General features: G+C 49.9%; 24 protein-coding genes. 13 read left to right on the forward strand and 11 right to left on the reverse strand.

Features of this window, described 5'->3' with window-relative positions; all coding sequences use genetic code 11:
- Nucleotides 1–148: 148 nt before the first annotated feature.
- Nucleotides 149–493: a hypothetical protein gene (locus ACN4EG_RS09800; protein WP_431629166.1), complete on the reverse strand. Its 345-nt coding sequence runs from the start codon at nt 491–493 to the stop codon at nt 149–151.
- A 235-nt stretch (nt 494–728) separates the two neighbouring features.
- Between ACN4EG_RS09800 and ACN4EG_RS09805 the strand changes: the two genes are divergently transcribed.
- From ACN4EG_RS09805 to ACN4EG_RS09815, 3 genes are all read left to right on the forward strand, one after another.
- The gene (locus ACN4EG_RS09805; RefSeq protein WP_431629167.1) at nt 729–2,012 is read left to right on the forward strand and encodes an FGGY-family carbohydrate kinase; all 1,284 of its coding nucleotides are present in this window, start codon (nt 729–731) and stop codon (nt 2,010–2,012) included.
- A 115-nt stretch (nt 2,013–2,127) separates the two neighbouring features.
- Nucleotides 2,128–2,541: a hypothetical protein gene (locus tag ACN4EG_RS09810; protein WP_431629168.1), complete on the forward strand. Its 414-nt coding sequence runs from the start codon at nt 2,128–2,130 to the stop codon at nt 2,539–2,541.
- Nucleotides 2,542–2,649: 108 nt separating this feature from the next.
- Nucleotides 2,650–3,120 (forward strand): hypothetical protein, encoded by a 471-nt coding sequence (locus tag ACN4EG_RS09815; protein ID WP_431629169.1) that lies wholly within the window; start codon nt 2,650–2,652, stop codon nt 3,118–3,120.
- Between the two features lie 96 nt (nt 3,121–3,216).
- Here the strand turns inward: ACN4EG_RS09815 and ACN4EG_RS09820 are convergent, their stop codons facing one another.
- From ACN4EG_RS09820 to petJ, 3 genes are all read right to left on the reverse strand, one after another.
- Entirely contained in the window at nt 3,217–3,636 is a 420-nt protein-coding gene (locus ACN4EG_RS09820; protein ID WP_431629170.1) for a surface-adhesin E family protein, read from the reverse strand.
- Nucleotides 3,637–3,736: 100 nt separating this feature from the next.
- The gene (locus ACN4EG_RS09825) at nt 3,737–4,525 is read right to left on the reverse strand and encodes a hypothetical protein (RefSeq protein ID WP_431629171.1); all 789 of its coding nucleotides are present in this window, start codon (nt 4,523–4,525) and stop codon (nt 3,737–3,739) included.
- Nucleotides 4,526–5,399: 874 nt separating this feature from the next.
- Entirely contained in the window at nt 5,400–5,735 is a 336-nt protein-coding gene (petJ, locus tag ACN4EG_RS09830; RefSeq protein WP_431629172.1) for a cytochrome c6 PetJ, read from the reverse strand.
- 216 nt (nt 5,736–5,951) lie between these two features.
- Here petJ and purT point away from each other — a divergent pair, with 216 nt between their 5' ends.
- From purT to cobT, 3 genes are all read left to right on the forward strand, one after another.
- Complete coding sequence (gene purT / locus ACN4EG_RS09835; protein WP_431629173.1) at nt 5,952–7,184, forward strand: formate-dependent phosphoribosylglycinamide formyltransferase; 1,233 nt, start codon at nt 5,952–5,954, stop codon at nt 7,182–7,184.
- Nucleotides 7,185–7,310: 126 nt separating this feature from the next.
- Nucleotides 7,311–8,045, forward strand: a complete 735-nt coding sequence (locus tag ACN4EG_RS09840; RefSeq protein ID WP_431629175.1) for a DUF2232 domain-containing protein — start codon at nt 7,311–7,313, stop codon at nt 8,043–8,045.
- A 62-nt stretch (nt 8,046–8,107) separates the two neighbouring features.
- Complete coding sequence (gene cobT / locus ACN4EG_RS09845; protein ID WP_431629176.1) at nt 8,108–9,259, forward strand: nicotinate mononucleotide-dependent phosphoribosyltransferase CobT; 1,152 nt, start codon at nt 8,108–8,110, stop codon at nt 9,257–9,259.
- Here the strand turns inward: cobT and ACN4EG_RS09850 are convergent.
- Nucleotides 9,256–9,612: a hypothetical protein gene (locus ACN4EG_RS09850; protein WP_431629177.1), complete on the reverse strand. Its 357-nt coding sequence runs from the start codon at nt 9,610–9,612 to the stop codon at nt 9,256–9,258. The genes cobT and ACN4EG_RS09850 overlap by 4 nt on opposite strands.
- A gap of 458 nt (nt 9,613–10,070) precedes the next feature.
- Here ACN4EG_RS09850 and ACN4EG_RS09855 point away from each other — a divergent pair, with 458 nt between their 5' ends.
- Nucleotides 10,071–10,703, forward strand: coding sequence for a phycobiliprotein lyase (locus ACN4EG_RS09855; RefSeq protein WP_431629178.1), 633 nt, complete (start codon nt 10,071–10,073; stop codon nt 10,701–10,703).
- A gap of 84 nt (nt 10,704–10,787) precedes the next feature.
- Complete coding sequence (locus ACN4EG_RS09860; RefSeq protein ID WP_431629179.1) at nt 10,788–12,065, forward strand: extracellular solute-binding protein; 1,278 nt, start codon at nt 10,788–10,790, stop codon at nt 12,063–12,065.
- Here the strand turns inward: ACN4EG_RS09860 and ACN4EG_RS09865 are convergent.
- Nucleotides 12,013–12,858: a hypothetical protein gene (locus tag ACN4EG_RS09865; protein WP_431629180.1), complete on the reverse strand. Its 846-nt coding sequence runs from the start codon at nt 12,856–12,858 to the stop codon at nt 12,013–12,015. The genes ACN4EG_RS09860 and ACN4EG_RS09865 overlap by 53 nt on opposite strands.
- Nucleotides 12,859–13,001: 143 nt before the next feature.
- Between ACN4EG_RS09865 and ACN4EG_RS09870 the strand changes: the two genes are divergently transcribed.
- Nucleotides 13,002–13,487, forward strand: coding sequence for a hypothetical protein (locus ACN4EG_RS09870; RefSeq protein WP_431629181.1), 486 nt, complete (start codon nt 13,002–13,004; stop codon nt 13,485–13,487).
- A gap of 21 nt (nt 13,488–13,508) precedes the next feature.
- Here the strand turns inward: ACN4EG_RS09870 and ACN4EG_RS09875 are convergent, their stop codons facing one another.
- The 5 genes from ACN4EG_RS09875 to rimP all read right to left on the reverse strand — a co-directional run bounded on the left by ACN4EG_RS09875 (nt 13,509) and on the right by rimP (nt 21,022).
- Nucleotides 13,509–14,675, reverse strand: a complete 1,167-nt coding sequence (locus ACN4EG_RS09875; RefSeq protein WP_431629182.1) for an aldo/keto reductase — start codon at nt 14,673–14,675, stop codon at nt 13,509–13,511.
- 170 nt (nt 14,676–14,845) lie between these two features.
- Entirely contained in the window at nt 14,846–18,130 is a 3,285-nt protein-coding gene (infB, locus tag ACN4EG_RS09880; RefSeq protein ID WP_431629183.1) for a translation initiation factor IF-2, read from the reverse strand.
- 516 nt (nt 18,131–18,646) lie between these two features.
- Entirely contained in the window at nt 18,647–18,910 is a 264-nt protein-coding gene (locus ACN4EG_RS09885) for a YlxR family protein (RefSeq protein WP_431629185.1), read from the reverse strand.
- An 85-nt stretch (nt 18,911–18,995) separates the two neighbouring features.
- Nucleotides 18,996–20,318 (reverse strand): transcription termination factor NusA, encoded by a 1,323-nt coding sequence (gene nusA / locus ACN4EG_RS09890; protein WP_431629186.1) that lies wholly within the window; start codon nt 20,316–20,318, stop codon nt 18,996–18,998.
- A 236-nt stretch (nt 20,319–20,554) separates the two neighbouring features.
- Nucleotides 20,555–21,022, reverse strand: a complete 468-nt coding sequence (gene rimP, locus ACN4EG_RS09895; protein WP_431629188.1) for a ribosome maturation factor RimP — start codon at nt 21,020–21,022, stop codon at nt 20,555–20,557.
- Nucleotides 21,023–21,240: 218 nt separating this feature from the next.
- Between rimP and rpmI the strand changes: the two genes are divergently transcribed.
- From rpmI to ACN4EG_RS09915, 4 genes are all read left to right on the forward strand, one after another.
- Nucleotides 21,241–21,438 (forward strand): 50S ribosomal protein L35, encoded by a 198-nt coding sequence (rpmI, locus tag ACN4EG_RS09900; protein WP_431629190.1) that lies wholly within the window; start codon nt 21,241–21,243, stop codon nt 21,436–21,438.
- A 245-nt stretch (nt 21,439–21,683) separates the two neighbouring features.
- The gene (rplT, locus tag ACN4EG_RS09905) at nt 21,684–22,037 is read left to right on the forward strand and encodes a 50S ribosomal protein L20 (RefSeq protein ID WP_431629192.1); all 354 of its coding nucleotides are present in this window, start codon (nt 21,684–21,686) and stop codon (nt 22,035–22,037) included.
- 335 nt (nt 22,038–22,372) lie between these two features.
- A complete protein-coding gene (locus ACN4EG_RS09910) occupies nt 22,373–23,287 on the forward strand; it encodes a transporter substrate-binding domain-containing protein (protein WP_431629193.1) in 915 nt (304 codons plus the stop codon).
- A gap of 36 nt (nt 23,288–23,323) precedes the next feature.
- Nucleotides 23,324–23,851 carry a tetratricopeptide repeat protein gene (locus ACN4EG_RS09915; RefSeq protein WP_431629194.1) on the forward strand — a complete coding sequence of 176 codons (528 nt, stop codon included), beginning with the start codon at nt 23,324–23,326 and terminating at the stop codon, nt 23,849–23,851.
- The last annotated feature ends 128 nt before the right edge of the window (nt 23,852–23,979 follow it).

Genomic DNA, 23,979 nt, shown 5'->3' on the forward strand with positions numbered 1-23,979 from the left:
GCAGTCGTTCTGATGCTTCTTACCTGAGTCATGTTTCTGCTGTTGCACGGGGTTTGGGGGCATTGCGCGGGGCTCTCTGTACCGTTCAAAATCACTGCTTTGACATCGGGAAAGTGTTCGAGGAATTCCTTATATCAAATCGCGATCGCTATTGATGGAAAAGGAAATTGAGTTCATTGCGTAAACTACTCAAATCTCCAACACGACTGATTAAAACCTGTTCCTTTCCACCATCTTCTAAGCGTGTTTTCCAATGCTGGATCACCTCTAAATTATTCATCCAAAACTGCACCACCGAATCCACCACCTCATCCAAGATCCAATCATGGTTCCGAGGAATTTGCTCGATCGAAGTTAATACAGCATCCAACGTACAGCGATTACTCAAAACATATTCCACTTGGACTGGATGTATCTGACTAGACCGTTCCTGTTGTTGTTCAAAAAAGTATAAAATTGGTGCAACGCCCACAATGTCAAATAAATACTTCATGGACAACTCTTGAGAAGAAAAACAACATTTTGAAAGTATCTATTCTAGAAAATTGCAACGAGATTGTATAGCAGAGATGAACATATTTTAACCATTGTTGAGAATTGACCCATTCCATCAAATAAGATGGGAGAAAATTTAAATATTTCAAGAAAATTGCAGACAATTTGTTGGTTTAGCTACAGCAAATTAGATAAGCCGTAGGGGTTTAAACTGATTTCCATCTTCCCTATCCATGCGATCGAGTGCTTTGTTTTTAGGAATTGATTTTGGTACCTCTGGGGCACGGGCGATCGCGATCGACGCTACGGGCGCAATTCAAGCCCAAGTTCCCCTTCAGTATCCCGCAGCCCTGCCGGATCAGCCCCTGACCGATCTCTGGCAACAAACTCTTTATCGATTGTTGGAACAATTACCCATTAGCGTGCGATCGAACTTGGCAGGCATTGCGATCGATGGCACGTCGTCTACCGTTCTGGTCTGCGATACGTTAGGTAGACCGATCTCAGACCCCATTCTCTACAACGATAGTCGCGCCGCTGACAAAGTTGCCATGCTGCAAACCCTGGCACCGCCTGATCACACTGTCCTCAGCGCCACTTCTAGCCTCGCCAAACTCCTGTGGTTTGCAGATCAGCCCTATTTTGACCAGGCTCGCTGTCTGCTCCACCAAGCTGACTGGCTCAGTTTTTTACTCCATGGACAGTTAGGTATCAGCGACTATCACAATAGCCTCAAACTGGGCTATGACGTAGAAACCTTGGCCTATCCGAGCTGGTTAGAAACTCATTCCCTCCAGTCCCTACTGCCGCAGGTTGTGGCTCCAGGCCAAGCGATCGGGCCGATTCGATCGCCCCTAGCACAACGGTTTCACATTCCAGCCACTTGTCTGATCCATGCGGGTACTACCGATAGCATTGCAGCCTTTTTAGCCAGTGGAGCCCAGCAGCCAGGGGAAGCCGTAACATCGTTGGGATCCACTTTGGTCTTGAAGCTATTGAGTTCCACGCGACTAGAGGTGTCCCGCTACGGCATTTACAGCCATCGTCTAGGCAACTTGTGGCTCGTGGGCGGTGCATCAAATACGGGAGGCGCGGTTCTCCGAAAACTTTTTACCGATGCCGAAATCGCACAACTCAGTCAACAAATCGATCCAAACCAGCCCACTCAGTATGATTATTACCCCTTACTCCAACCCGGCGATCGCTTTCCCATTAACGATCCAACCTTGCCCCCCCGCTTGGCACCCCGTCCAGCCAGTTCTAAAGAGTTTTTGCAGGGACTGTTAGAAGGAATCGCCCGCATTGAGACCCAAGGCTATCGCTTACTAGAAGACCTCGGCGCGACGCCCTTACAGCAGGTCTATACAGCTGGAGGAGGGGCAAAAAATACGACTTGGACGCAAATTCGGGCAAAATCTCTCGGAATCCCTGTACAAGCTGCTCCTTACACCGAAGCTGCCTATGGCACAGCCAAACTAGCTGCCGGACTGGGGCTAATTCCCGATCGAGCAGCGTGATAGAGTTTTTCAAGTTTTGTTCCCATGTCAATTCCCCGACGATTTCAATTCTTCCAAAGGTGCGGGGAATACTGAGGGCGTGGGTTACGCATCAAACTTCGATTTCTCTATACGCATGTGGCGCAAGTTTAACAATTGGTGGCAAGCAATCCGGACCTATCCCGATATGAGGCCCGACCTACAACTGCGCCGAAAAATTAATAAAACCTTGCGCGATCGCTCTGCCTACGGATCCCATGATTGGTATCGTTGCTTCTGGGAGCCTTTAGGTATCAAACCGGAACTGGCTCAGTTTCTCTATAGCAAATTAGAAACGTACTCCGGCTTAGAAGCGGCTCGGTTGCTCCCGAGCGATCGCCTGATTGAGGATCTTCATATTCCCTTGGTTTGTTGGTATGACTGGGAATGGGATCTCTGTGAAGAGTTCGAAGGTCAGTTTGGGGTTGAGTTGTGTCCAACCTTTGATTTGAACGAGTTGAAGACCTTGAAAGATTTATTTCTTTGCTTAAATCAAAAATTAATTCAGTAATCCAACGCTCCAGTAGAACGTTCTGACTTGAAATCGTGGCTTGATCGTCGTCAGTCGCTACGCTACGCTATTAGCCGATTAGCCTGTGTTTCGGTATTTCCAGTCTCTATGAATAAACCTCTAAATCTCGAACAATCCCGCGCGATCGCCCAAAAAACCGGTCGTAAGGGCAAATCTCCATTTGACACTGCGTACCAAGCTGCCTTGGAGATAGGAGAAGAGGTGCTGTATGTACAGGGCTTTCTGGTATTTCCCGGTACGCCTTTTCAACCGATCGAACATTGCTGGTTGGAACTGGCAGATTGCTTAGTGGATCCCAATATCCATCAACTTAAACAGAAGGCAGAAGATTTGTATTATTTTTCTGCCCAATCACTGACCCTCAAAGAACTTAAAGCTGCGATCGAAGAAGCACAAGAGGATTACCCAGAAGACGATCCACTCCCTATTTATGGAGAAATGCCCTACGAGTACTACGGCGATGTCATGCTAGGCGGCAAGGCATACCAAACCGCCTACGAAGCAGCAAAAGCCAAAAGCCAAGAGCTAAACCGTCCTAAGAAAAAAAGTGAGGATTAAGGGGTTGAACGGCGAGTGAAGTATAGCGAGTGAAGTGTAGGGTTGACTGAAGTAGAATGCTGACATCCCCCCGGCCCCCCCGGCCCCCCCGGCGACCTAGGTGACGGGCTGGGCACAGGCATACTGTAAAACCTCGTAACCACTGCTACCCTGACGCGGCTGCACTAAGGTGCCTGTATCTCCATAGTCAAATCGCTGGATCAATTTCCGATCCTTGCCAAACGCATTAACTCGGCGGAGGCGTTGGGTTTTGGAGCTGCAATCCGCAGACCACCGAATCACAACCCCATGGAGCGCTTCCTCGATCGTATTTTCTAAAAAAGGATTATTAGGCTCTGGAAACTCACGGTATTCCCAGTAGGTCACCGTATTGCCAGAACGCTGGATTGAACTGGTGTCAATGAAAAAGGTATCTTTGACAGAATTTTCAGTAATTTTCTTCCATTCCGCAGCGATCGCAGCATTCGGCAGCACTAGGATTGAACAGGCGATCGCCCAAGCAGCTAAACGTTTCATCAATCGGTCTCCAATCAAGACGGACTTAACAAATTTCAAGCAAATTTCAAGCAAATTTCAAGCCAGCACCTTTCCAACAAAATATCGAATAACAGCTTGATTAGGGTTTGGGGGGTTCCGGGGACGGTTGATTGTCGGATGGAGAGGCAGCCGTGCTACCCTTACCTTGAGCCAGATAGGCTTCTACGTTCTTAATTGCTTGTATCGCGTAGGTATCATTGGGACGTTCGTCCAGTGCCCGTCGGAAAAAGATTAAAGCTGTGCGATGGTTACGCTTTTGGGTGGCGGTGTAGCCCACTTGCATGTAGCGATCGTAGGCAGTACTGCGCCCTGCGGACACCTTGACCGTTTTATCCGCAGTACTGGAACTGGTCGCCCCGCTGTCCGTAGGCTTGGTGTTACCTGTGGGCTTAGCAGTATTGGCAGGCTTGTCTTGGGATTGTTGGTACAAGCTAAGGACTTGATTCGTATAGGCAGCAGTACCAGGACTATTGTAAAGGCTGCTATCTCCCGTCATCCACCAAGCTGCAATCCGTCTCACAGTCAACGCTTCATCGCCGTTGGCCTGCTGATTTTCCGTCGTCGCCACGTCTTTAATCACGCAGTTCACAATGTTGCGGGCGGTGACAGGACTATCATTGAACTGCTGCGGCGTTAAGGGTTTCCCTAGGCAAGACTTGGACCAAATGGGGATATTGGTGGCTTTAACGCGCCAATCACTATACAGACCCTCACTTTTGGGACTTTGTACACCAACCTGCCGAAGAGACTCCACCACTCGCGACACTTGACCGTCCGTCATTGCCGCTGTGGCCACTCCACTAAACACCCCACCAAGGCTGAGGCTGAGCGCTACACCGCCCACGATACCCAGAAACTGCGATCGCATATCCTATAAAGTCCAAATCAACTTGAGTTCTTACTAATCTAGACCGATCCTGGCCAGAATGATCGAGAAAACCGAAAACCCGTATTTCAGCATCAATCCAAAGATGGATTTCACAACAAATGTATCCTAGCGGATCTGCTCCTAAAACGAGGGGTTAGGCCAACATTTTCGAGGGACAAAACCCCTGCTTTGAGGGACAAAATTCCTTCCCAAAAGAACCTTTCCGGTCATAAGGGCATAGCGCATAAATAAAATCCCAATTGGGTAGGGGTAGGAGAGTAAAAGGGTAGGAGGGTAGGGGAATGAAGAGGGGATATTATTTCTTTGCAAATCCCTAACTATTCATCCATCCATGGTTGGCGAACCACTGGGGGCTGTCATCATTGAGGTGCTAGACACGCTTGCATTAGAGGTTTCAACCCCTAGCTTGTGCGGTTGGAACGGCCACAGTAAGGCTCATCCCTTAGGTTTTCTAGGATGAATGATGACGACCCTAGAGGGAATCAGGATCAAAAACGGTCATTTTGCGCAACGGTGATTTTGCACAATAGTTGCTCTTACTCTATCTTCTCTATAGACCTCCAAACAACCGGAAAAGTTGCCCCAAACAGAATAAGCATCTACAGCAGAAACCCCAAGAGACGCAGTCGCTAGGTCAAAGAGAAAAGAGGCTTAAGAATGGTTAAGCCTCTTCCTAGGGTGAATATTGACAATTAATGGCAGTCTGACTCACAGGCAACTCTGACTCACAGCCCCACAAAGTTCACTCACAAAGGTCAGACTTGATCCATTGTGTACCTTACTCGTATTAACTTTGCCCGGTGCTTACTTTGCCCAAGTCAGACCTTACCCAGGTTCGGCTGTGCCTATCTCCTTACTTTGCCCAACCATTACCGGCTTGAGCCAGTACATAAGCCGCCACATTCTCAATTTGCTCTGGTTGGAGCTTACTACCAAAGGCAGGCATGGCGTTTTTGCCGTTCGTGATCTGTTTGATGATTGCTTCTGCGGAAGCCATCCCATATTTGTCGAGATCAGCCTGTTGCAGAGTTTTTGTGGGGTTCACAGCATTGCGTCCACCAGCATGGCAAGCTGCACAGTTGGCCGCGAAAACCTTAGCACCTGCGGCAGCATCGGCAGCATAGGATGGCAGGGCAAAGGAAAGGGTGGCAACGATCGCGATCAATCCCAGAAAAAGCTTTCTTAACATTTGAGTACCAGTGTTCTACGCTCGAGGATTACCGTCCCCCATTCTGTTAAGAAAGGATTTACCGGGTCAAAAGACAGAATGTCAAAGATTGCAGAACTGTAATAAGACGGATGGTCAAAGATTGCAATGTGTAACGCGGCTGGCGATCGGTTGCGTCCCCGAGGAGTGAGATAATCCAGCGTGCACCTGCTTAGGAAACTGCTTAGGAAAATGGCTATGAACCAACCTGCCGTACCCTCTACTGCTGACCTATCCCCGTGGGGAACCCCCCTCAAACCCGGAGCGCAACGCCTGTTACTCCTTGGTTCAGGGGAATTGGGGCGGGAAGTGGCGATCGAAGCGATGCGGTTAGGCATTGAAGTGATTGCAGTGGATGCCTACGCCGATGCCCCAGCCATGCAATTCGCCCACCGTTCCCATGTGATCAGCATGTTAGACGGATCCGCCCTGCAATCGGTAATTGAACAGGAGCAACCGAGTTTCATCGTGCCGGAGGTGGAAGCGATCGCAACACCGACGTTGATTGAACTGGAAAAGCAGGGCTGGCGAGTCATTCCAACGGCCAACGCTACGTTTCTGACCATGAACCGGGAAGGGATCCGACGACTGGCAGCAGAAACCCTGGGATTGAAAACTTCGCCCTATCGCTTTGCAGATACCGCAGCGGAATACCAAGCGGCGATCGCGGAAATTGGGCTGCCCTGCGTGGTCAAGCCCGTGATGAGTTCCTCGGGCAAAGGCCAAAGTACAGTGAAGACGGAGGCGGATGTTCTCCCCGCTTGGGACTATGCCCACGCCAAGGGACGGACGCAGAATGATCGGGTCATCATTGAAGGGTTTGTCAATTTCCACACAGAAATCACGTTGCTGACGGTACGGGCGATCGATGGCACCCATTTTTGCCCGCCGATCGGCCATGTGCAAATTAGCGGCGATTATCGCGAATCCTGGCAACCCTGTCCGCTGTCAGAAGCAACCCTGGCGAAATGTCAGGCGATCGCGGCCAAAATTACAGAAGCCTTGGGCGGTTGGGGACTGTTTGGAGTGGAATTATTCATTGAGGGGGATCCCGCTGGGGAACAGACGGTCTACTTCAGTGAAGTCAGCCCCCGCCCCCACGATACGGGCATGGTAACCCTGATTAGCCAAAACATGTCCGAATTTGAGTTGCATGTGCGGGCGATCGCGGGTTTGCCGATCGGCGAAATTGACCTGCTTAAACCCGGTGCCTCAGCCGTGATTCTGGGGACGGAATCGACGGAGAATCCGCAATTCACAGGCGTGGCAGAAGCTTTACAGGTACCGACGAGTAAGTTACGGCTCTTTGGTAAGCCCAAGAGCTATGCCAACCGTCGCATGGGGGTGGCGCTGGCCTTGGGCGAGACGATCGAGGAAGCACGCAATCGAGCAAAGGCTTGTGCAGCCAAGGTACAGGTGGTGCAGGGGTAGGAGGGTAGAACGAGTAGGTGGGTAGGAGGGTAGAACGAGTAGGTGGGTGGGTGCGTGATTTTTTTTATGAATGTGACAATTTCGAACTAACGTTACATTAGATCTGTTGAATCCTAAGCCGCTGGCATGACTGCTCCTATTCCCAACAATTCCCAAGGTTCTCCCGAAGCCAATGACGATCGGGGCTGGATCGATGATATTGTGCCTAATTTGGAACAATCCCCCGAAACTAAGCGGCAGGGGGTTGATCCCCATAGCCCGATCGTCATGGTGGAAACTGCTTTTCTGGCCAGTGCTGCGGGCTTGCTGTGGTTGGTCAATTTTTACTTTCCCCTAGGGCCAATGCTGCTCTTCTTTCCGCTGCCGATCGCGATTATTTATCTGCGATGGGGCAATCGGGCGGCAGGGATGGGGGTGCTCGTGTCAACTTTGCTGTTAAGTGTGTTGATGGGGCCTGTGCGGGCGATTCAGTTTTTGATGCCCTATGGTGTTTTGGGTTGGACGTTTGGGAGCCTATGGTTTCGTCGCAGCCGTTGGAGCTTTGCCATTTTTATAGGCACGGTGCTGACGACCTTTGGAACCTTTTTTCGGATTTGGCTAGTATCAATTTTGCTAGGGGATGACCTATGGCTCTATGCCACGATTCAGGTCACGGGGTTTGTGGAATGGATTTTTAATGTTCTGGGCATTCTGCAACAGCCGAGTTTGAATTTAGTTCAAGGGCTAACGGTGACCGCGATCGTCATCAAAAATATCCTCTATGTTGGCTTAGTGCATGTAGTGGCTTATATTCTATGCAATCGCCTTGGCAATCCCATTCCCGATCCGCCCAAATGGATACAAGTGTTGATGGATGAGTAATCGTTGCAAGTACGCCATACTTTGGATAATCGACCCGATAATTGACTGGATAATTGATTGGGATGATTAACATCTATACACAACGATCGCAGGCAGAACGTTGGCTTCAGTGCTACCAAGGACAACAACCAGAATTTGTTTGTGTCCTGGGATTTACAGAGACCGGATTGATTCCAGGCATTTCCGCAGCGGGGGCAACGCCAAACGATCGACGCCATACGGCCCTTGCCGATGCTGAATTTCTCTATTACGGTGTGCAATCCCAACCCCGCTATCCCTTACCCCCCTTACAAGCTGGGGCTTCGCCGACGTTGATTTCTCGGGCGATCGTGGAGCAACTTTCCATCCCTACCCATATCGTTAATGCTGGATTATTAGATTCTCCCCCCATTCCCTCTATTGATTGCGGGGGAGAGGCAGCCCGTTGTCTTAGCACCGGTCAAGCCTTGGATCTGACGACAGTGAAGCATTTATTTCAAACCGGACTTCAACTCGGCCAAAAATTAGGCCAGCATTTGCAAAATCGCTATCTCATTATTGGGGAGTGCGTTGTCGGAGGCACAACAACTGCATTGGCATTACTATTGGGATTGGGCATTCCAGCTCTAGGCAAGGTCAATAGTAGCCATCCCACCTGCAACCACACCCAAAAGCAACAGTTAGTTCAATCAGCGCTGCAAAATCTTATCCTCTCCCCGAACGATGCCCAATATCCCTTACAACTACTGGCCGCGATCGGGGATCCCATGCAACCTGTAGTCGCTGGTATGATGATTGCGGCCAGTTCGTTTTGTGGTGTACTGCTAGCAGGGGGAACACAAATGTTAGCGGTCTATGCCCTCGCCCAACGCATTCAGCAGCATGGAACTTCAGATTTTGAAACCGATCATAGAAACCGACAGAATTTGCAGCAGTTTGTCTGGAACCCTGAGAATATCCTTGTGGGAACCACACGCTGGGTAGCGGAAGATCCCACCGGAGATACGATCGGGTTGAGTAAAAGTATTGGCAAGGTTCCACTGATTGCCACTGCGTTAGATTTTACCCAGTCCCGCTATCCCCAGTTACAAGTCTATGAACAGGGATTTGTCAAAGAAGGCGTAGGAGCAGGTGGCTGCGCGATCGCAGCCCATCTCTACCAACAGTGGAATAATCAACAACTCGTAACTGCCGTGGAAGATCTATTAGACCGTCAACAGCATCTACAAGATTAAGAAATTCGACGAGCTAATAATTGTTCTTCCAAGGCTGCAATTCGATTGTAAGCAGCGGTCAATTGAGCCGTCAGCCGTTGAATTTGCAACTCCGGGGACATGATTCGATCGCTACTTGCAGCCATCGTTTCCGCGCCGTTACTATCGATCAAAATATCTTTGTGATCGGAAAGATCATCCAAAATGTGACGATGATGATTCGTTTCACCACTATGCGAACGTGAATGGATTTGGGTAGTTGCTCGCATCTCACCGAGTGCATTAGAAACCTGACGACTTAGTTCTTCAATCGCCTGGAATAATGCATCCATCTTTTGATTGAGCAACGTAACTTGGGTTTGTAGCGTGTCCATGCGATCGACCCCATGCTCCGTGTAATACCCCCCATCTTAGGGAGGGATTCGATCGAAGGTGGATTTCCTGCGGAATCATTTAACGTTTTATGGAAAAGCCGTTACTTAAGACGCAAAATTTAGTTTACGTTGCGAAATATTTAATCTAAAAATCAATCAGACAGGAATCAAGAAGTTGATAATATACGACCCAAAATCTTCTGCAACCCAATCCTATTTAAAAGAGTTCGAGTTTTCTACAGGATCTCGAGAACGCTTAGGCTGAATTATCTACGGAACTTGCTATATAACGCAAGAATTTGTAACTAAATCGTAATGCCCTGTTACTGTCAGTTGTATTGGACGACCGTGTTTGACGACCTTAATTTGATGACTGTTGTACTTTGCTTTTCAGGGGTAATTTGCTTTTCAGCCGAGCGATCTTCTAGGATCACCCTAGTTGAATTTGTGAATTGTGAATGCTGAGTTTCCAAGCATTTTTTGAAGCCTGCGCAGGACATTGGGCTACCGAGCGTACCTATCATTATCTTGCGGAGAATGAAATTGAACGATCGCACACTGAGTTTCAAGCCAGTCCCTTAGATGACTTGACCAAGCAAAAATTGTTAACAACGGTTTTGTCCGAGCAAGCGCAAAATGACGCTCCCCATGCCTGTCCAGGATTTGCTATTCACTTCGACACCGTCTCGGAAAAGGGAGATCGGGTTGGCATGAGTCTTAAGGCCCTATTTGTTCCAGAAAATCTCCTCAATGCTGACTTAGTTGCGGGGGGGGAATTACCGCTCCCAGTTGCCGCCGCCACCGCAGACCAGGATGACTCGATTATTCGTGGGGTTTATCTTCGGGATGAAGGCTATTCCGAAGGGGGATCGATCGCAGGTCGCTTCACCTACCAACCTAGCCGCCAGATTTTGGAAATGACTACCTTTTACCGGAAATCCGTCGCGGTCGATCAAATGCGCTTTATTTCCCCAGATACCCGACTGCGAACGATCGTCACTTACCACCGTCCTATTACCGCTGTCCCACCTTCGGAAATTCTTCTGGTCGGTTTTGGCGTGGAACATCGGCAGGCTTCTCCAGTGGGATGATAGGGATCCTTCACAATTCCTCAATCCCTCCCTACCAATTCAGCAAAATTAGCGCGAACAACGGTTAGAATTCAGGATGCTGCAATGCGGCCAAATCCTAGCCCTCAATCTTGTCCCGTCAGCCTCGTCCTCATCATGGATCGTCGAACCTTTTTGTCGAGTACTACTGCCCTAGCCCTTGGATCTGCTTTGACAGGATGTCAGGTAGCTAGCCAATCCAGCTTTCGCATTCGGCTACTGCGGGGATCAGTACCTGCATTGCTAACCAAGGAATTTCGCAAGCGCCTTCCCCAGGAAAACTCAATAAATCTGGATGTGCGGCCAGAGGCTCAGTTACAGGATTTATTTAATCTGCTGCAACGCTGGAAACGTCAAGCCACGGGCGAGATTCCCACGCCGAAACCGATCGTGCCCTTGCCCCTTCCCTGGATTGGCCCATCTCCCAATCAGCAAGCGGCCAATGTAGTTAGTTTGGGGAATGATTGGCTTTCGATCGCAATTCGTCAAAAGTTGATTCAACCGATCGGGGTGGATAGTTGGCAAGGCAGCGCACCTGAAGCTTGGGCTGCTTGGAACAACTTACCTCGAATTTTTCAAGATTTAGTGCGGCGTAACGACGAGGGTTTTAATGCGGGCAATGGGCAGATCTGGGGCATTCCCTATCGCTGGGGGAGTTTGGCGATCGTATATCGCAAGGATTTACTAGAACAGAAGGGCATGGCTCCTCCCTCAGATTGGGCTGATCTATGGAGATCGGAGTTTCAGGGACGATTATCACTACCGGATCAACCGCGCGAAGTCATTGGCCTAGTCCTGAAAAAGCTTGGTCAATCCTGCAATCCTAACGATCTACAAAAACTGTCTAATCTTGCTTCAGAGCTACGATCGCTGCAAAGCAATGTCAAATTCTACAGTTCTAAACATTATTTACAAGCCTTGATTCTGGGTGATACCTGGGTGGCGGTTGGCTCCTCAAGCGAAATTCTCACTCAACTACGTCGCAATCCAAACCTTGCTGCTGTATTCCCCCCCTCTGGCACCCTGCTCTGGGCTGATCTCTGGGTACAACCCACCCCGACCCCGCCAGTCACGACCCATTCAAATCTCGATCGCCTCATCGCCCAATGGACCACGTTGGGTTTGCAACCACAGTTTGCCCCCCAGTTCACGTTGATTAGTCAAGGCACTTCACCCAGTCTGGTGACCCTAAAACCCGATACGCTATCGGCTGACCTGCAGCGCAATACACTGTTACTGCCCGATCTCGATCGATTTAATCAAAGTGAGTTTCTTCAGCCCCTTTCCCCGGCTATGGCTGAGCAATACCGCCAGTTGTGGGAATCGATCCGAAAAGCCCCGTAGACCGCCCTCGCACACTTCCCCGTCCTAAGGCGTCCAGTTGCATCGCACAGGGGCGTTGCCCCCCATTCACGGGTTCTGTTTGACCGGGCACAACGCAGGTATAGGCGGCTAGCATATGCCCCTGACGGCTGAAAAGACGCAGATTAAAACCTTCCTGTTGGGCTGCGGTGCCAAATTGGTTGAGAAATTGATAGCGCTCTAGATAATCCAGGAGGCTCCAGAGTTGTTCATTAATGATGACACTGACTTTAGGCTGGGCGATCGCATTCTGGGGACAGGCAAGCCATCCTTCTAGGAGTTTGCTCCCAAATTTGGCCTGAGCCGAAAATTGATCCCGAGCCAACCAAAGGCTGGGAAGACTTAAGTTGGATTGAAAGTCAATCCGATCGCTCACACCGGGCACCGAAGATTCACACATCCCCTGATTCAACTGCTTCACACCAAACGGCGTAAGATCGGGCTGGAGAGATGCGATCGTAGAATTTTGGCTATCTTGATAGGTCGGGCTATCTGGGTTAAGCGCTTTTGTACGATCTTTAGTGATTCCCTTGGGAGCCTCTTGGTCAGTGGCTTGATCAGTTGTTTGACGAGTTACTGGGTCAGTGGTTGGAGCAATGGTTGGAGCAGTGGTTGGGGCAGTGGCTGGGGCAGACTTAGCAGGAATGCAGATTCCCAGAACTAGACTACTCATCGCTAAACTAACCGTCAGGCACTGGACGATTGCAGAGGGAATCGGAGGAGATCCGGCGATCGGCTGAAAACCAGTCTGGCTATTGGAGTTCATCAATCCCATCGCTTACAATCCTCTAAACTCTTGATTACCCAATCTGGTTGATTATTCGTCAACCCTGTTCCAAACCCTTAACCGACTTAGACAAACCTAATCTAAATAAACGCTGATCTAGATAAACTCAGCTTACACGGAGAACCGATATTGTGCTAAGACGAAGCCCTTGGGGGCCATTGCGTTACCTACCCTGGGATGCGCTGCTGGGAGTCGCATTGATGACGGTCCTAGGAGTCGTAGCGGTAGAATGGCTGTTTTTTCTGGGTCTTACGTTATGGCCCAATCTATTAGGGTCGCTGCTTAATATCGTTTTAACCTCTCCCTTCGCTGGAATTCTTCCCTTTGCGATCGCGCTGGCGATCGGTGCATTAGCCGTTTTCATTTTGGAGCATCAACGATTTTGGCGGTTGAGCATTACGACGGAGGTTCTTTGGGGATTAGTTCCCTGCTTGCTATTAGCTTGGATTTTGAAGGAAGTTCTACCGATTACCCCCTTAGGCGTCATGCAGTTTTTCTTCACTAAAACAATGAGCGTGACCCATCTTTTCGTTAAGGTGGCTAATTCACTCACTCTGGAGGATATTCTGGGCTGGACGGTAGGCATTTTTATCCAAGGACGACGGTACTGGCGCTAGTCAGGTGCTGAGTTACTGGCGCTAGTCTCCCCAAAGTCTGCGGCGGGGCTTACCTCCTAGGCGATCGTGGGTATCGCGGAGCAATTTTGGAATCTCTAGCTGTTCAGGACACCGGGGTAGACAGTCGCCACAGTCAGTACAATGGTTCGCTTTTTTGCCTGGAAACCAATGTCCCGCATTTTCAAACATGCCATAGCGATATTCCCCAAACTGCTGCATGTCATAGGCCACCGCCAAGTTGCGTAACCGTAGGACTTCGGGGATATTGATCTCCTCCGGACAGGGTAAGCATTCATAGCATTGGCTACAGCGATCGCGATCTAACACCTGTTTTTGATGAGTTTCTAACCGTTGTGCGATCGTCTGGGCGACGGTGGTTGCGATCGTGGATGCATCTTCTAATGCAGAATTGATTTCCCCTGTAGCTATCTCTACCTCATTTAAGGCAGCCTTAAGTTCTTGGGGATTCGCAGGCCCCAGGCTCAGGGTAGTAATTCTAGGATCCGTTAGTAAAAAGCCATAGTTTGCAGCCAATGGAGACCAAGGGTGACAGAGTTTTTGCAATAGATCCGGAGGTGTATAGAGCATTCCTCCTTTATCTCCAGGAGAAATAATAAATACCCCCAGATCTTGGGCTTGGGCTTGGGCGATCGCCGCTAAATTTCGCTGGAAGAATAGACCATAGTGCAAATTGACGAAGGAAAAGTGTCCAGTCGCGATCGCGTCTAAAATCACTTTTAAGGATCCATGGGTCGAAAAACCAAGATGTCGCACTCGCCCATCGGCGATCGCCTGTTGCACCGCTTGCACACAACCCGTTGTAGATTGGATCCAATCCAAATGAGTTAAAGTGTTGATTCCATGGATGGCTAAGCAGTCTAAGTAGTCAGTTTGGAGTCGTTCCAGGGATTGATCGATGGCCCGCTCCATGGACTCTGCATCCGGGGTCGGAACTAACTTTGTCGTCAAAATATAATTCGATCGTGGCCATTGGCCCTGCTGCAAGACTTGCCCCAAAAGCCGTTCACTGTGGCCATAGCCCTGGGCTGTTTCCAGATGATTGATCCCCGCAGCGATCGCGGTTTGTACCGTTTGCTCCATCACCGCTTGCGACGCCAAGCAGCGCATTGTTCCTAGCGACGCCACGGACATCTGAAGCTGAGTTTTACCGAACCGACGATATTGCATAGCCCTCGCCTCAAACCTGTTCCAACTCAGACATCCAAATCTGGATCCAAAACTACAGACATAAAACAAAAGAGCAGGCATTTGTCCCTGCTCTCTCATTTCTTATTGAATTAAGCGATCGCGGAGGCAAGTTAGCCCATGCAGACTATACCCACGCGGGAACGCTACTGTTACCGAGAGGGGGACAGAGTACGACGTTTCGTCACCATCCGGAAGGTTTCGATAATATCGCCCTCTTCCCAGGCGTTGAAGTTGTCGATGCCAATCCCGCACTCGTATCCAGCATTGACTTCCTTGGTATCTTCCTTCATCCGTTTCAAGGAATCCAAATTACCTTCAAAGATCAAGTTACCGCGACGTTTAACGCGAACCTTGCAGTTCCGAATCGCTTTACCGGACTGAATGTAGCAACCGGCCACAGCCCCCTTGCCCACCGGGAAGACCGCTCGGACTTCCACTTGACCCAGGGGCTCTTCCACCAGTTCTGGCTCCAGTAAACCTTCCATGGCTGCCTGGATATCATCCAACAAGTTGTAGATGATGTTGTACTCCCGGACATCTACCCCGGCCCGATCGGCGGCTTGACGCGCACCCGTTGCCAGGGTTGTATTGAAGCCAATCAAAACTGCTTCCGATGCGGCAGCCAAGTCCACATCCGTCTCGGAAATTTCACCAGGTGCTGCAAAGAGAACCCGCACTTGAACTTCGTTCTGGGGCAACTGTTTGAGGGATCCCAAGATTGCCTCAACAGACCCTTGAACGTCTGCCTTCATGACGATGTTAAGTTCCTTGAGTTCGCCTTCCTGGGCCTTGCTAGACAAGGTATTTAGGCTGACTCGACGGGAGGACATCGCTGCCATCAGGCGAGACTGGCGTTTCGCTTCTGCACGGCTATCCGCAACCGCACGGGCTTCTTTCTCGTCCTTATAGACTTCAAATTCGTCCCCTGCAGCGGGTACATCACCTAATCCAAGAACTTCTACAGCAAAGGATGGGCTAGCTTCCTTCACCCGGCGACCCCGATCGTCCACCATGGCACGCACCTTACCTAGTGCAGAACCTGCAACGATAATATCGCCCACATGCAAGGTTCCGTTCTGAACCAGTAGGGTTGCGACTGGCCCTTTCGCCTTATCTAGGTTGGCTTCAATCACGGTTCCCTTGGCTAGTCGGTTCGGATTTGCATTCAGATCCTCTACCTCAGACACCAGCAGGATCATCTCCAGTAGGGTATCCAAGTTCTGACCCGTCATTGCACTGACCGGTACCATCACAGTACTGCCGCCCCACTCTTCTGGAACCAACTCAAATTCAGTGAGTTCCTGCTTCACCCGATCGGGCTGAGCTTCTTCTTTATCGACTTTGTTGATAGCAACAATAATTGGAACACCCGCTGCTTTTGCGTGGCTGATAGCCTCAATTGTCTGGGGCCGAACGCCATCATCGGCGGCCACCACTAAGATGGCCACATCCGTGACCCGTGCTCCCCGTGCCCGCATTGCAGTGAAGGCTTCGTGACCAGGGGTATCCAGGAAGACCACCTGTTGCATTTCGTCATTGTGCTCAACATCAACATGATAAGCACCAATGTGCTGGGTGATCCCGCCAGCCTCACCCGCTGCCACTTTGGTCTTACGAATCGAGTCAAGCAACGTGGTTTTCCCGTGGTCAACGTGACCCATGATGGTAACCACCGGTGGACGGCGCTGGAGATTTTCCAGATCCTCCTCGGAAATCATTTCGGTGACTTTCTTCGCTTCCGATTCCTTCTCGGCCTGATCTACCAAGACTCCCATCTCTTCGGCCACCATCGTTGCAGTCGCCACATCAAGGGTCTGGGTGACGGTCGCAGCGATACCTTTCATGAAGAGGTTCCGAATAATTTCCGTATCGGAAACCGCCATCATTTGGGCCAGTTCTTGAACGGTGACGCCGCCGGTCAAAGTAATAATTTCTGGCTTTTCAGTTTTATTGGAGCCTTGATCTCGCCGATCGCGACGCGTAAACTGACGGCGCTTAGGCTGACTGGTCGGCGCTAACGATGCAACAGGCTTGGCTGCAGTAGTAGATTTTGGCTTAGGAGGCCGTGCTAAGGACAGACTAACTTGGGCTGGTGTAACAGCTGAATCATCATCTTCCAGTAGATCAAAATCTTCGTCATCATCCTCTTCAATGCGAGGCCCCCGACGTTTAGCCTTTGGCCCTACCTTGGCTTTTTCAGCGCTCTCCTCGTCTTCGTCCTCCCACACCTTGCGACGAGCTTTGGGCGGTGTTGGTTTAGCCAAGAGTTCAACGGGGGACGTCGTTGCTTCTTTCTCTGGAGTTCCGCTGCGACTAGGCCGCCCCTTCAGAACAGGCTGCTCCCTGGTTGACACTTCTTCCGTCCCACTCTCTTCAGGGGAAGCGATGGGCTTAGGCCGTTTTAGCTCAACAATCTGGGGCTTAGCAGGCGCGATCGGGGCTTTACCAGGAGCCGCAGGACGTCGATCTCCCGTTCTCTTGCCCTCACCAGTAGACTTACCGGGGGAGGAAGGAGCTGCTTTCTCCCCACCGGTCGCAGCTTTAGCCTTGAGAATGGGTTTACTGTTGAGAACAGGCCGTGGAGGCGCAGAGGGACGAGAGGGCGCTTCTGGTTTAGTGGAACTACCAGCGGTTCCACCCGGTTTATTGCTTCCATCCGATTTGTTCGTAGCCGGACTACTACTTGCAGTCTCTTTACTGACCCCTTCTTTGTTGGGAGCAGTCTCTTTGTTAGGCATAGGAGGCTTCGCTGCAAAGGCAGGTTTATCCTCCATTGACTTGCCTTCCACTGGCTTCACGGCAACGGGTTTTGTAGCCGTGGGCTTAGCCTCGCTCTCAGAGACTCCCTGCTCTGAAGCGTGAGTTGCAGCAGACTGGATAACTTCTGCTTCAGAGGAATGATCGGGGTTCACTGGAGACAACGGCGCAATCTGCTCGGGGTCGATCGGTTGAGCCCATTCTTCTCGAGGAGCAACGGGGGAGCCAGCGTCCTCAATGGGTGTAGTGACGGCAACTCGATCGGAAGGCTCCACCTCCGTTGGCATGACTGCAACCGATACTTCCGAAGGCCGGGAAGTTTGTAAAGCAGGTGGCCCTAGCAGTTCAGGTTTTTCACTACCAGAGGCGTCAGACCGCGTAACAGGACGACGAATTTCCAAAATTTGTTGCTTTTTCTGACTGTTCAAGGGCGTGTTGTTCCTAGGTTTAACGGTGGGCGCACTGGATTTACGGACAGGAGACGGTTTCGAGGGATTAACCTGAGTGGATGAATATTGCTGCGCTGCGCTGCGAATGCCTTCTGCCTCTGCTTCTGTAATCGTACTGCTATGGCTTTTGTAGGCAATCTGCAATTGATCACAAATCGCCAGAATGTCTTTGTTTTCTAAGTTTAGTTCCTTTGATAACTCGTAAATTCTCACTTTTCCGTTGTTCATCCACTAATCCCTCGTTCAATCCAGATGTCACATAAGTCGCCTTCTGTACTTGACTAGAACTACTACTCAGGCTGAACCTTAGCGCTTGCGCTTAAGTTGATTAAGCCACAATCGACCTTTTCAATTCAACCTTTACCAGCATAATGATGGGCGAAGCATAAATACAACCGACCCACGCTGAAGGTGTGCTCTAGAACTCCTCGGCTTTGCTAGGGGTAACTAGACCTTAAGCGAAAATTGACCGGGAAGCCTGTCTCTTGATCATTAGGCAAAGGAGATCATCACTGCTTTTGCTAAACGATCCGAAGTCGCTTTAGCCTAGAGCGCAAACAGCAGCTTGTCAACTCGTTTGGAAGACTGAATTTCCCCTTACTCTTATCATTCTATTGCTGGACTGTCCCAACCGGGTCAGTCCAGTCCAGGAAATCTCTAGTTTTCGAGTTGAAGGTTATCGATTTACTAAGGGGAATTTAATCGGTATAACCCTGACCATCCTGAGGATAGAGGGTTAATCCCCTAGCCTGAGCTAGAGGGTTCAGCAAGACGATGCCAAAGCATTTGGTAGAGAGATTTTGAGATCGGCGATCGTAGGGATCGACTCAAGCGATCTTTGCGTTCCGCCTCTCGCAAGCAATTCGCATTCGGGCACAGGTAGGCCGATCGCCCCATCCCCTCGTCTAATTGAACAACTTGATCGGGAACAGTCCGGACAATCCGCCAAAAGTCAGCTTTAGGAGCGACTTTGCGGCAACTCACACATCGACGGTAGTTAGGTTCCATAGATTACAGGGGCCCTTTATCGCGAGTGCTCCGTAGGCAAGGCCGATTCACGATCGCCGATGACAGCCAAGACGTTCTCTCAGGGTTACTCTTCTGCATTGTCATCTTCTTCATCGATTTCCGGCAGTTCGGACTCCCGATCCTCCAGAGGCGTAACGTCCTCCAAAGGTTCTTCAAACTCTTCCAAATCTTCAAATTCTTCTTCCTCTGCAGCCGCAGCCGCAGCTGCATCAGCCCGTTGTTTAAGTTCAACCGCGATCTTGGCATCCTCTGCTGCACGATCGTACTTCGCACCATCCTTGATATCGATCTTCCAACCGGTTAAACGAGCCGCTAGTCGGACGTTTTGGCCTTCTTTCCCGATCGCAAGACTGAGCTGATCTTCCGCCACTAAAACATGGGCTTGCCGACCTTCAGGATCCATGAGACGAACCTCATCGACCCGTGCAGGACTCAGGGCATTGGCAATATAAGTGGCAGGATCAGGGGACCAGCGAATCACGTCAATTTTTTCACCCCGTAGCTCGTTCACCACTGCCTGGATCCGAGATCCCCGTGCGCCAATGCAAGCCCCAACGGGATCAACATCCCGCTCTAAGGTATCTACCGCAATTTTAGTTCGGGGGCCCACAAAGCGAGAGGGGGGATTAGCTTCCCGCGCCACCGCCACGATCCGCACTACGTCATCCTGGATCTCCGGAACTTCATTTTCAAACAGATAGACCACAAGTCCTGCATCGGCCCGAGATACCAACAACTGCGGTCCCCGGTGTGCCCCTTCACTGACTTTTTTGAGGTAAACCTTAAAAGTGGCATTGGCGCGGTAGTTGTCATTGGGCAATTGATCTCGCTTCAACAATTCTGCTTCCACTTCTGGCTGTCCAAAGCCGCTACTAACGGCCATAATGACCGACTGGCGCTCAAACCGCAGAACTCGGGCTTGCAGAATTGTATTTTCCAGTTCTTGAAATTCTTCTTGAATCAACTTGCGTTGCTGATCCCGCAACTTTTGAGCCAGGACTTGCTTCGTTTGAATGGCCGCCATACGGCCAAACTCACCCTGGTCAGGGGTGACATCGACTAATACTTCTTCCCCTTCCTTTGCTTCTTGTAGCCCTGCATCTTGAACCTCTGACAAGCCGATTTGGTGGTCAGTGTTGGTGACTTCTTCAACGATCGTTTTCGTTGCTAGAACCCGGAAACTTTCTTCATCAATATCTAGCTCCACCTCAAACCGGTTGAAATACTCTTCATCAAAGGCATCCATTTTCTGCGTCCGCCGGAAGCGCTCATACCCTTTCATCAAGGCTTCGCGTAGGGCTTCTTGAACAGCAACTTTGGGCAAGTTGCGCTCTCGGCTAATGCCATCGATCATTTCTTTAAGACCGGGCAAAGGAATACTTGACATGGTAATTCTCCAATATATTGAGAGGGTAGGCGTTAGACTCAGGACTTAAACTTCAAAGGGATAATTTAAGAAAAATTCATTGCTGAGTGGCTATTGCTGAGTGGCTGGCTAGGCGAAGGGAGTGAGAGAATCGCACTATGACGAACCTAAAATTAAAATTCAAGATTGAAAATTCTGAACGGGATCCCTAGCATAGGCAGATGGCAATCTAACCCTTAAAGGGATAGTGGAGTCGGTTAGCGCTTCTTCCGCTCATCCAACTGAATCTGGACAACCCGATCGCGCGGCAAGTTCATCGTGCGGCCTTTTTGGTTGAGATAAACAAACCCATCATCTCGCCCCACTAAGTTACCCATCCATTCGGCTTTGCCATCCAGTGGGCTATCTAAGGTAACAATGACAGGAAAGCCTTTAAAGGAAATGAATTCACGATCGGTCTTCAGCACTCGAGAAATTCCAGGGCTAGAAACTTCTAAAACATAGGCATCAGGAATAATTCCCACCTCATCTAAAACGGCCTCCAACGCACGACTCATGCGCTCACAATCGTCTAAGCCGGTATCTTGTTGCAGATTTCGTACATCCACCCGTAGGACTGGTGGGGTTTGATTTGTCCGGAACACTGCTGAAACCACTTCTAACCCGAGTTCAGCAGCAACGGGTGCAGCAAGGTCGATGACTTGGGGAATGAGAGGATGGGTCATAGGAGGATGGCAATAAAAAAAGTGGGGCTTGGCCCACTTCTCATGAACTAAATAGGTTTCATGGAGTCTGGTCGTGAACAGATGCCTGTTCGTCTTGCTATTTAGTTTAGCGGATTCTTTCAGAAGTGGATAAATTGTGCATCCGATCGAATTACCACTTGCCATCTGACAGAAAATCACAGTAGGATTAGAGACTGTGTCGATTTGGATTTTCATCCATGCCTAAGCTGAAATCACGGAAATCTGCGGCTCGGCGCTTTAAGGCCAGCGGCAGTGGCAAGATCCTGCGTCGCAAGAGCTCGCGCGCCCACCTGTTGGAACACAAGAGCCCCAGCCGCAAGCGTCGTCTTGCTGGAATGACTGTTGTCAATGAGCGGGATGCCGAAAACGTACGGAAGATGCTGCCCTATCTGTAAGGCAGATCGTCGTATCAGATAGATTCAGTTAGATCAGTTAGATCGGACTGACCTATTAAAACGACCCCGTTAGGACGAGTAGGATGAAATCTGAAGACTCGCTTCCTAAGCAGACTAACTTGATAAAGACTGGCTCTTGATTCAGTTACTTGATTCAGTTAGCTGTGCTCAGACTTGGGCTAGGGCTTTCTACTGCCTGGTTCCCGGTCACAATTTTCACCCATACCCCAAAGTAGAGGTTACTCATGGCACGTGTAAAACGCGGGAATGTTGCCCGCAAGCGTCGTAAGAAGATTTTAAAGCTGGCGAAGGGCTTCCGTGGATCTCACTCCCGGTTGTTCCGGATTGCTAACCAGCAAGTCATGAAGGCATTGCGCAATGCCTACCGCGATCGTCGTAAGAAAAAGCGCGACTTCCGTCGTCTATGGATTGCCCGGATTAACGCCGCAGCTCGGATGCATGGAATTAGCTACAGCCAACTGATCGGTAAGCTGAAGAAGGCTGATATCCAAATCAACCGCAAAATGTTGGCTCAACTAGCTGTTTTGGATCCCGCAGGATTTGCTGAAGTGGTTGAACTTGCGAAGAAAGCCAGCTAGAGAAATGGGTGATACACCCGAGTTAGGCGCTGGGTGAGTTAGGCATTAATTAAACATTAACTAGAGTATTTCTAGCAGTGAACAGAGTTATCTATCTGAAGCTTAGAAAACTCCCTAACTCAGACCAATTACTAACTCAGTCAAATAGCGATTATTTTAAGGGTGAAGCCTGAAGGCGTCTTCGTTTTGATGAAAGTCAAAACAAGAAACGATTCTGGTTCACCCTTTTAATATTCAGGGATTAGCTGAGAAATGACATCCCTGTTCACCCTCCTACTCTCCCACCCCATTCCCTTCCCCTTGGAATTTTATTTGCACCCTGTTCCCTTAGGCCAATGCTTCAATTGTTAAGCCAACGCTGGCAGCGAACGCTTCAGGCAACAACCATGATGGGAAAAACCTTACTGGTTACGATCTCAGCCACTACCGGACTTTTGGGATCCAATGCTGCGATCGAGTCTGTCTGGGCAGCGGATTGGGTCACCATTCAAAAACGAGGATATTTAACCGTAGCAGTCACTGAAGACGCTTATCCCATAGCCTTTCGAGATGAAACGGGACAACTTCAAGGCTTCGAAATTGACTTAGCCCACCAACTTGCACAAGAGCTTCTAGGGAAACCGGAAGCAGTTCGATTTCAAGTGGTTCGTTATCGAGATCGCTTGCAAGCGGTGATGGATGATCGGGTCGATTTGGCGATCGCCCAAATGACGGCAACCACTTCACGGCGGCGTATGGTCGATTTCAGCCCCCCCTATTACTACAACCGCACCGTTTTGCTGACTAACCAACCGCAACTGTCCCGCCTGACTCAGTTCACCAGCTTCCCTATCGGCGTTTTAAAACAGTCCAGCGCGATCGCCCTATTGCAAGTCCAGTTTCCCCAGCAGACTCTGGTTGAACTCCCTTCCTATCAAGCTGGCCAAGAAAAACTAGCCTCAGGCGAAATTGCTGCCTTGGCTTTAGATTTCACCACAGCCCTCGCTTGGGTCCGTCAGTATCCTAGCGATCGCATTCTGCCGGAAGCCCTAGGTCGTTATCCCTTGAGCATTGTCTTGCCGCGAGGGTTGCAATTTGCGGAGCTCCGTAATCAAGTCAATCAAACACTCCAACGGCTCAAGCAGCAGGGGTGGTTGAACGATCGGCTACGATATTGGGGGCTGGAGGAACCTGTTAGTCACACTCCCCCTGCTTCTGGAAAATCTTCTGTCCCTTCCCTAGATAGGAGGGATCGGGAAATGGGAAAATAACCCTGAACTCAAAACACTGTTTGGTATCGCTACAGTATGCAGGATAACTTACCCATTTTTTACATCAGCATTTTGCTTGTCATTTTGGTTGCAGCGGGCGCGATCGTCTTACGCCAGGTGCTCAAAACGCGCAAACTTGAAAATGCCCTGTCTCGCTTGCAACGCAAATTAGCTCAAGGCAAGGGAACAGCCCAGGAATACTACGAACTCGGAAGTATTTATCTCGACAAACGGTTATTTGCCCAATCGGTGACTCAGCTCCAAAAGGCAATCAAGGCCAATCAGCTAGAAGGCCAAGACTTGGCTGCAGTTTGCAATGCGTTGGGATATGCCTACTTTGCGCAAGAACAGTACGATTTGGCAATTCGTACCTACAAAGATGCGCTAAAAGCCTATGAGGAATACCCGACGGCGTGGAACAACTTGGGGCATGCCTACGAGCGCAAAAACTTGGACAATAAAGCCCTAGAATCCTATGAGCAAGCATTAGTCTATGAGCCCAAAAATGACACTGCAAAAAGGCGATTGACTTCATTAAAAAAACGGATGGTACCTTCTACCTAAAGCGAAATGATCTCCTTGAACCTATCAGGACTGCATCCGGATGGCTATCACCTGTCGAATTTATAGCCGTATTCCATGAATTTAGGACAGTGGTATCAAATACAGTGGTATCAAATTAATTCATTGAT

Origin of the sequence: Alkalinema pantanalense CENA528 (genome assembly GCF_050753345.1) — a bacterium.
In the GTDB taxonomy this organism is placed as follows: domain Bacteria; phylum Cyanobacteriota; class Cyanobacteriia; order Leptolyngbyales; family Leptolyngbyaceae; genus Alkalinema; species Alkalinema pantanalense.

Bases quoted from the DNA above. Each gene is read 5' to 3' on its own strand.
- ACN4EG_RS09800 (WP_431629166.1), bottom strand. From the start codon at position 493: ATGAAGTATTTATTTGACATTGTGGGCGTTGCACCAATTTTATACTTT.
- ACN4EG_RS09805 (WP_431629167.1), top strand. From the start codon at position 729: ATGCGATCGAGTGCTTTGTTTTTAGGAATTGATTTTGGTACCTCTGGG.
- ACN4EG_RS09810 (WP_431629168.1), top strand. From the start codon at position 2,128: ATGTGGCGCAAGTTTAACAATTGGTGGCAAGCAATCCGGACCTATCCC.
- ACN4EG_RS09815 (WP_431629169.1), top strand. From the start codon at position 2,650: ATGAATAAACCTCTAAATCTCGAACAATCCCGCGCGATCGCCCAAAAA.
- ACN4EG_RS09820 (WP_431629170.1), bottom strand. From the start codon at position 3,636: ATGAAACGTTTAGCTGCTTGGGCGATCGCCTGTTCAATCCTAGTGCTG.
- ACN4EG_RS09825 (WP_431629171.1), bottom strand. From the start codon at position 4,525: ATGCGATCGCAGTTTCTGGGTATCGTGGGCGGTGTAGCGCTCAGCCTC.
- petJ (WP_431629172.1), bottom strand. From the start codon at position 5,735: ATGTTAAGAAAGCTTTTTCTGGGATTGATCGCGATCGTTGCCACCCTT.
- purT (WP_431629173.1), top strand. From the start codon at position 5,952: ATGAACCAACCTGCCGTACCCTCTACTGCTGACCTATCCCCGTGGGGA.
- ACN4EG_RS09840 (WP_431629175.1), top strand. From the start codon at position 7,311: ATGACTGCTCCTATTCCCAACAATTCCCAAGGTTCTCCCGAAGCCAAT.
- cobT (WP_431629176.1), top strand. From the start codon at position 8,108: ATGATTAACATCTATACACAACGATCGCAGGCAGAACGTTGGCTTCAG.
- ACN4EG_RS09850 (WP_431629177.1), bottom strand. From the start codon at position 9,612: ATGGACACGCTACAAACCCAAGTTACGTTGCTCAATCAAAAGATGGAT.
- ACN4EG_RS09855 (WP_431629178.1), top strand. From the start codon at position 10,071: ATGCTGAGTTTCCAAGCATTTTTTGAAGCCTGCGCAGGACATTGGGCT.
- ACN4EG_RS09860 (WP_431629179.1), top strand. From the start codon at position 10,788: ATGCGGCCAAATCCTAGCCCTCAATCTTGTCCCGTCAGCCTCGTCCTC.
- ACN4EG_RS09865 (WP_431629180.1), bottom strand. From the start codon at position 12,858: ATGGGATTGATGAACTCCAATAGCCAGACTGGTTTTCAGCCGATCGCC.
- ACN4EG_RS09875 (WP_431629182.1), bottom strand. From the start codon at position 14,675: ATGCAATATCGTCGGTTCGGTAAAACTCAGCTTCAGATGTCCGTGGCG.
- infB (WP_431629183.1), bottom strand. From the start codon at position 18,130: ATGAACAACGGAAAAGTGAGAATTTACGAGTTATCAAAGGAACTAAAC.
- ACN4EG_RS09885 (WP_431629185.1), bottom strand. From the start codon at position 18,910: ATGGAACCTAACTACCGTCGATGTGTGAGTTGCCGCAAAGTCGCTCCT.
- nusA (WP_431629186.1), bottom strand. From the start codon at position 20,318: ATGTCAAGTATTCCTTTGCCCGGTCTTAAAGAAATGATCGATGGCATT.
- rimP (WP_431629188.1), bottom strand. From the start codon at position 21,022: ATGACCCATCCTCTCATTCCCCAAGTCATCGACCTTGCTGCACCCGTT.
- rpmI (WP_431629190.1), top strand. From the start codon at position 21,241: ATGCCTAAGCTGAAATCACGGAAATCTGCGGCTCGGCGCTTTAAGGCC.
- rplT (WP_431629192.1), top strand. From the start codon at position 21,684: ATGGCACGTGTAAAACGCGGGAATGTTGCCCGCAAGCGTCGTAAGAAG.
- ACN4EG_RS09910 (WP_431629193.1), top strand. From the start codon at position 22,373: ATGCTTCAATTGTTAAGCCAACGCTGGCAGCGAACGCTTCAGGCAACA.
- ACN4EG_RS09915 (WP_431629194.1), top strand. From the start codon at position 23,324: ATGCAGGATAACTTACCCATTTTTTACATCAGCATTTTGCTTGTCATT.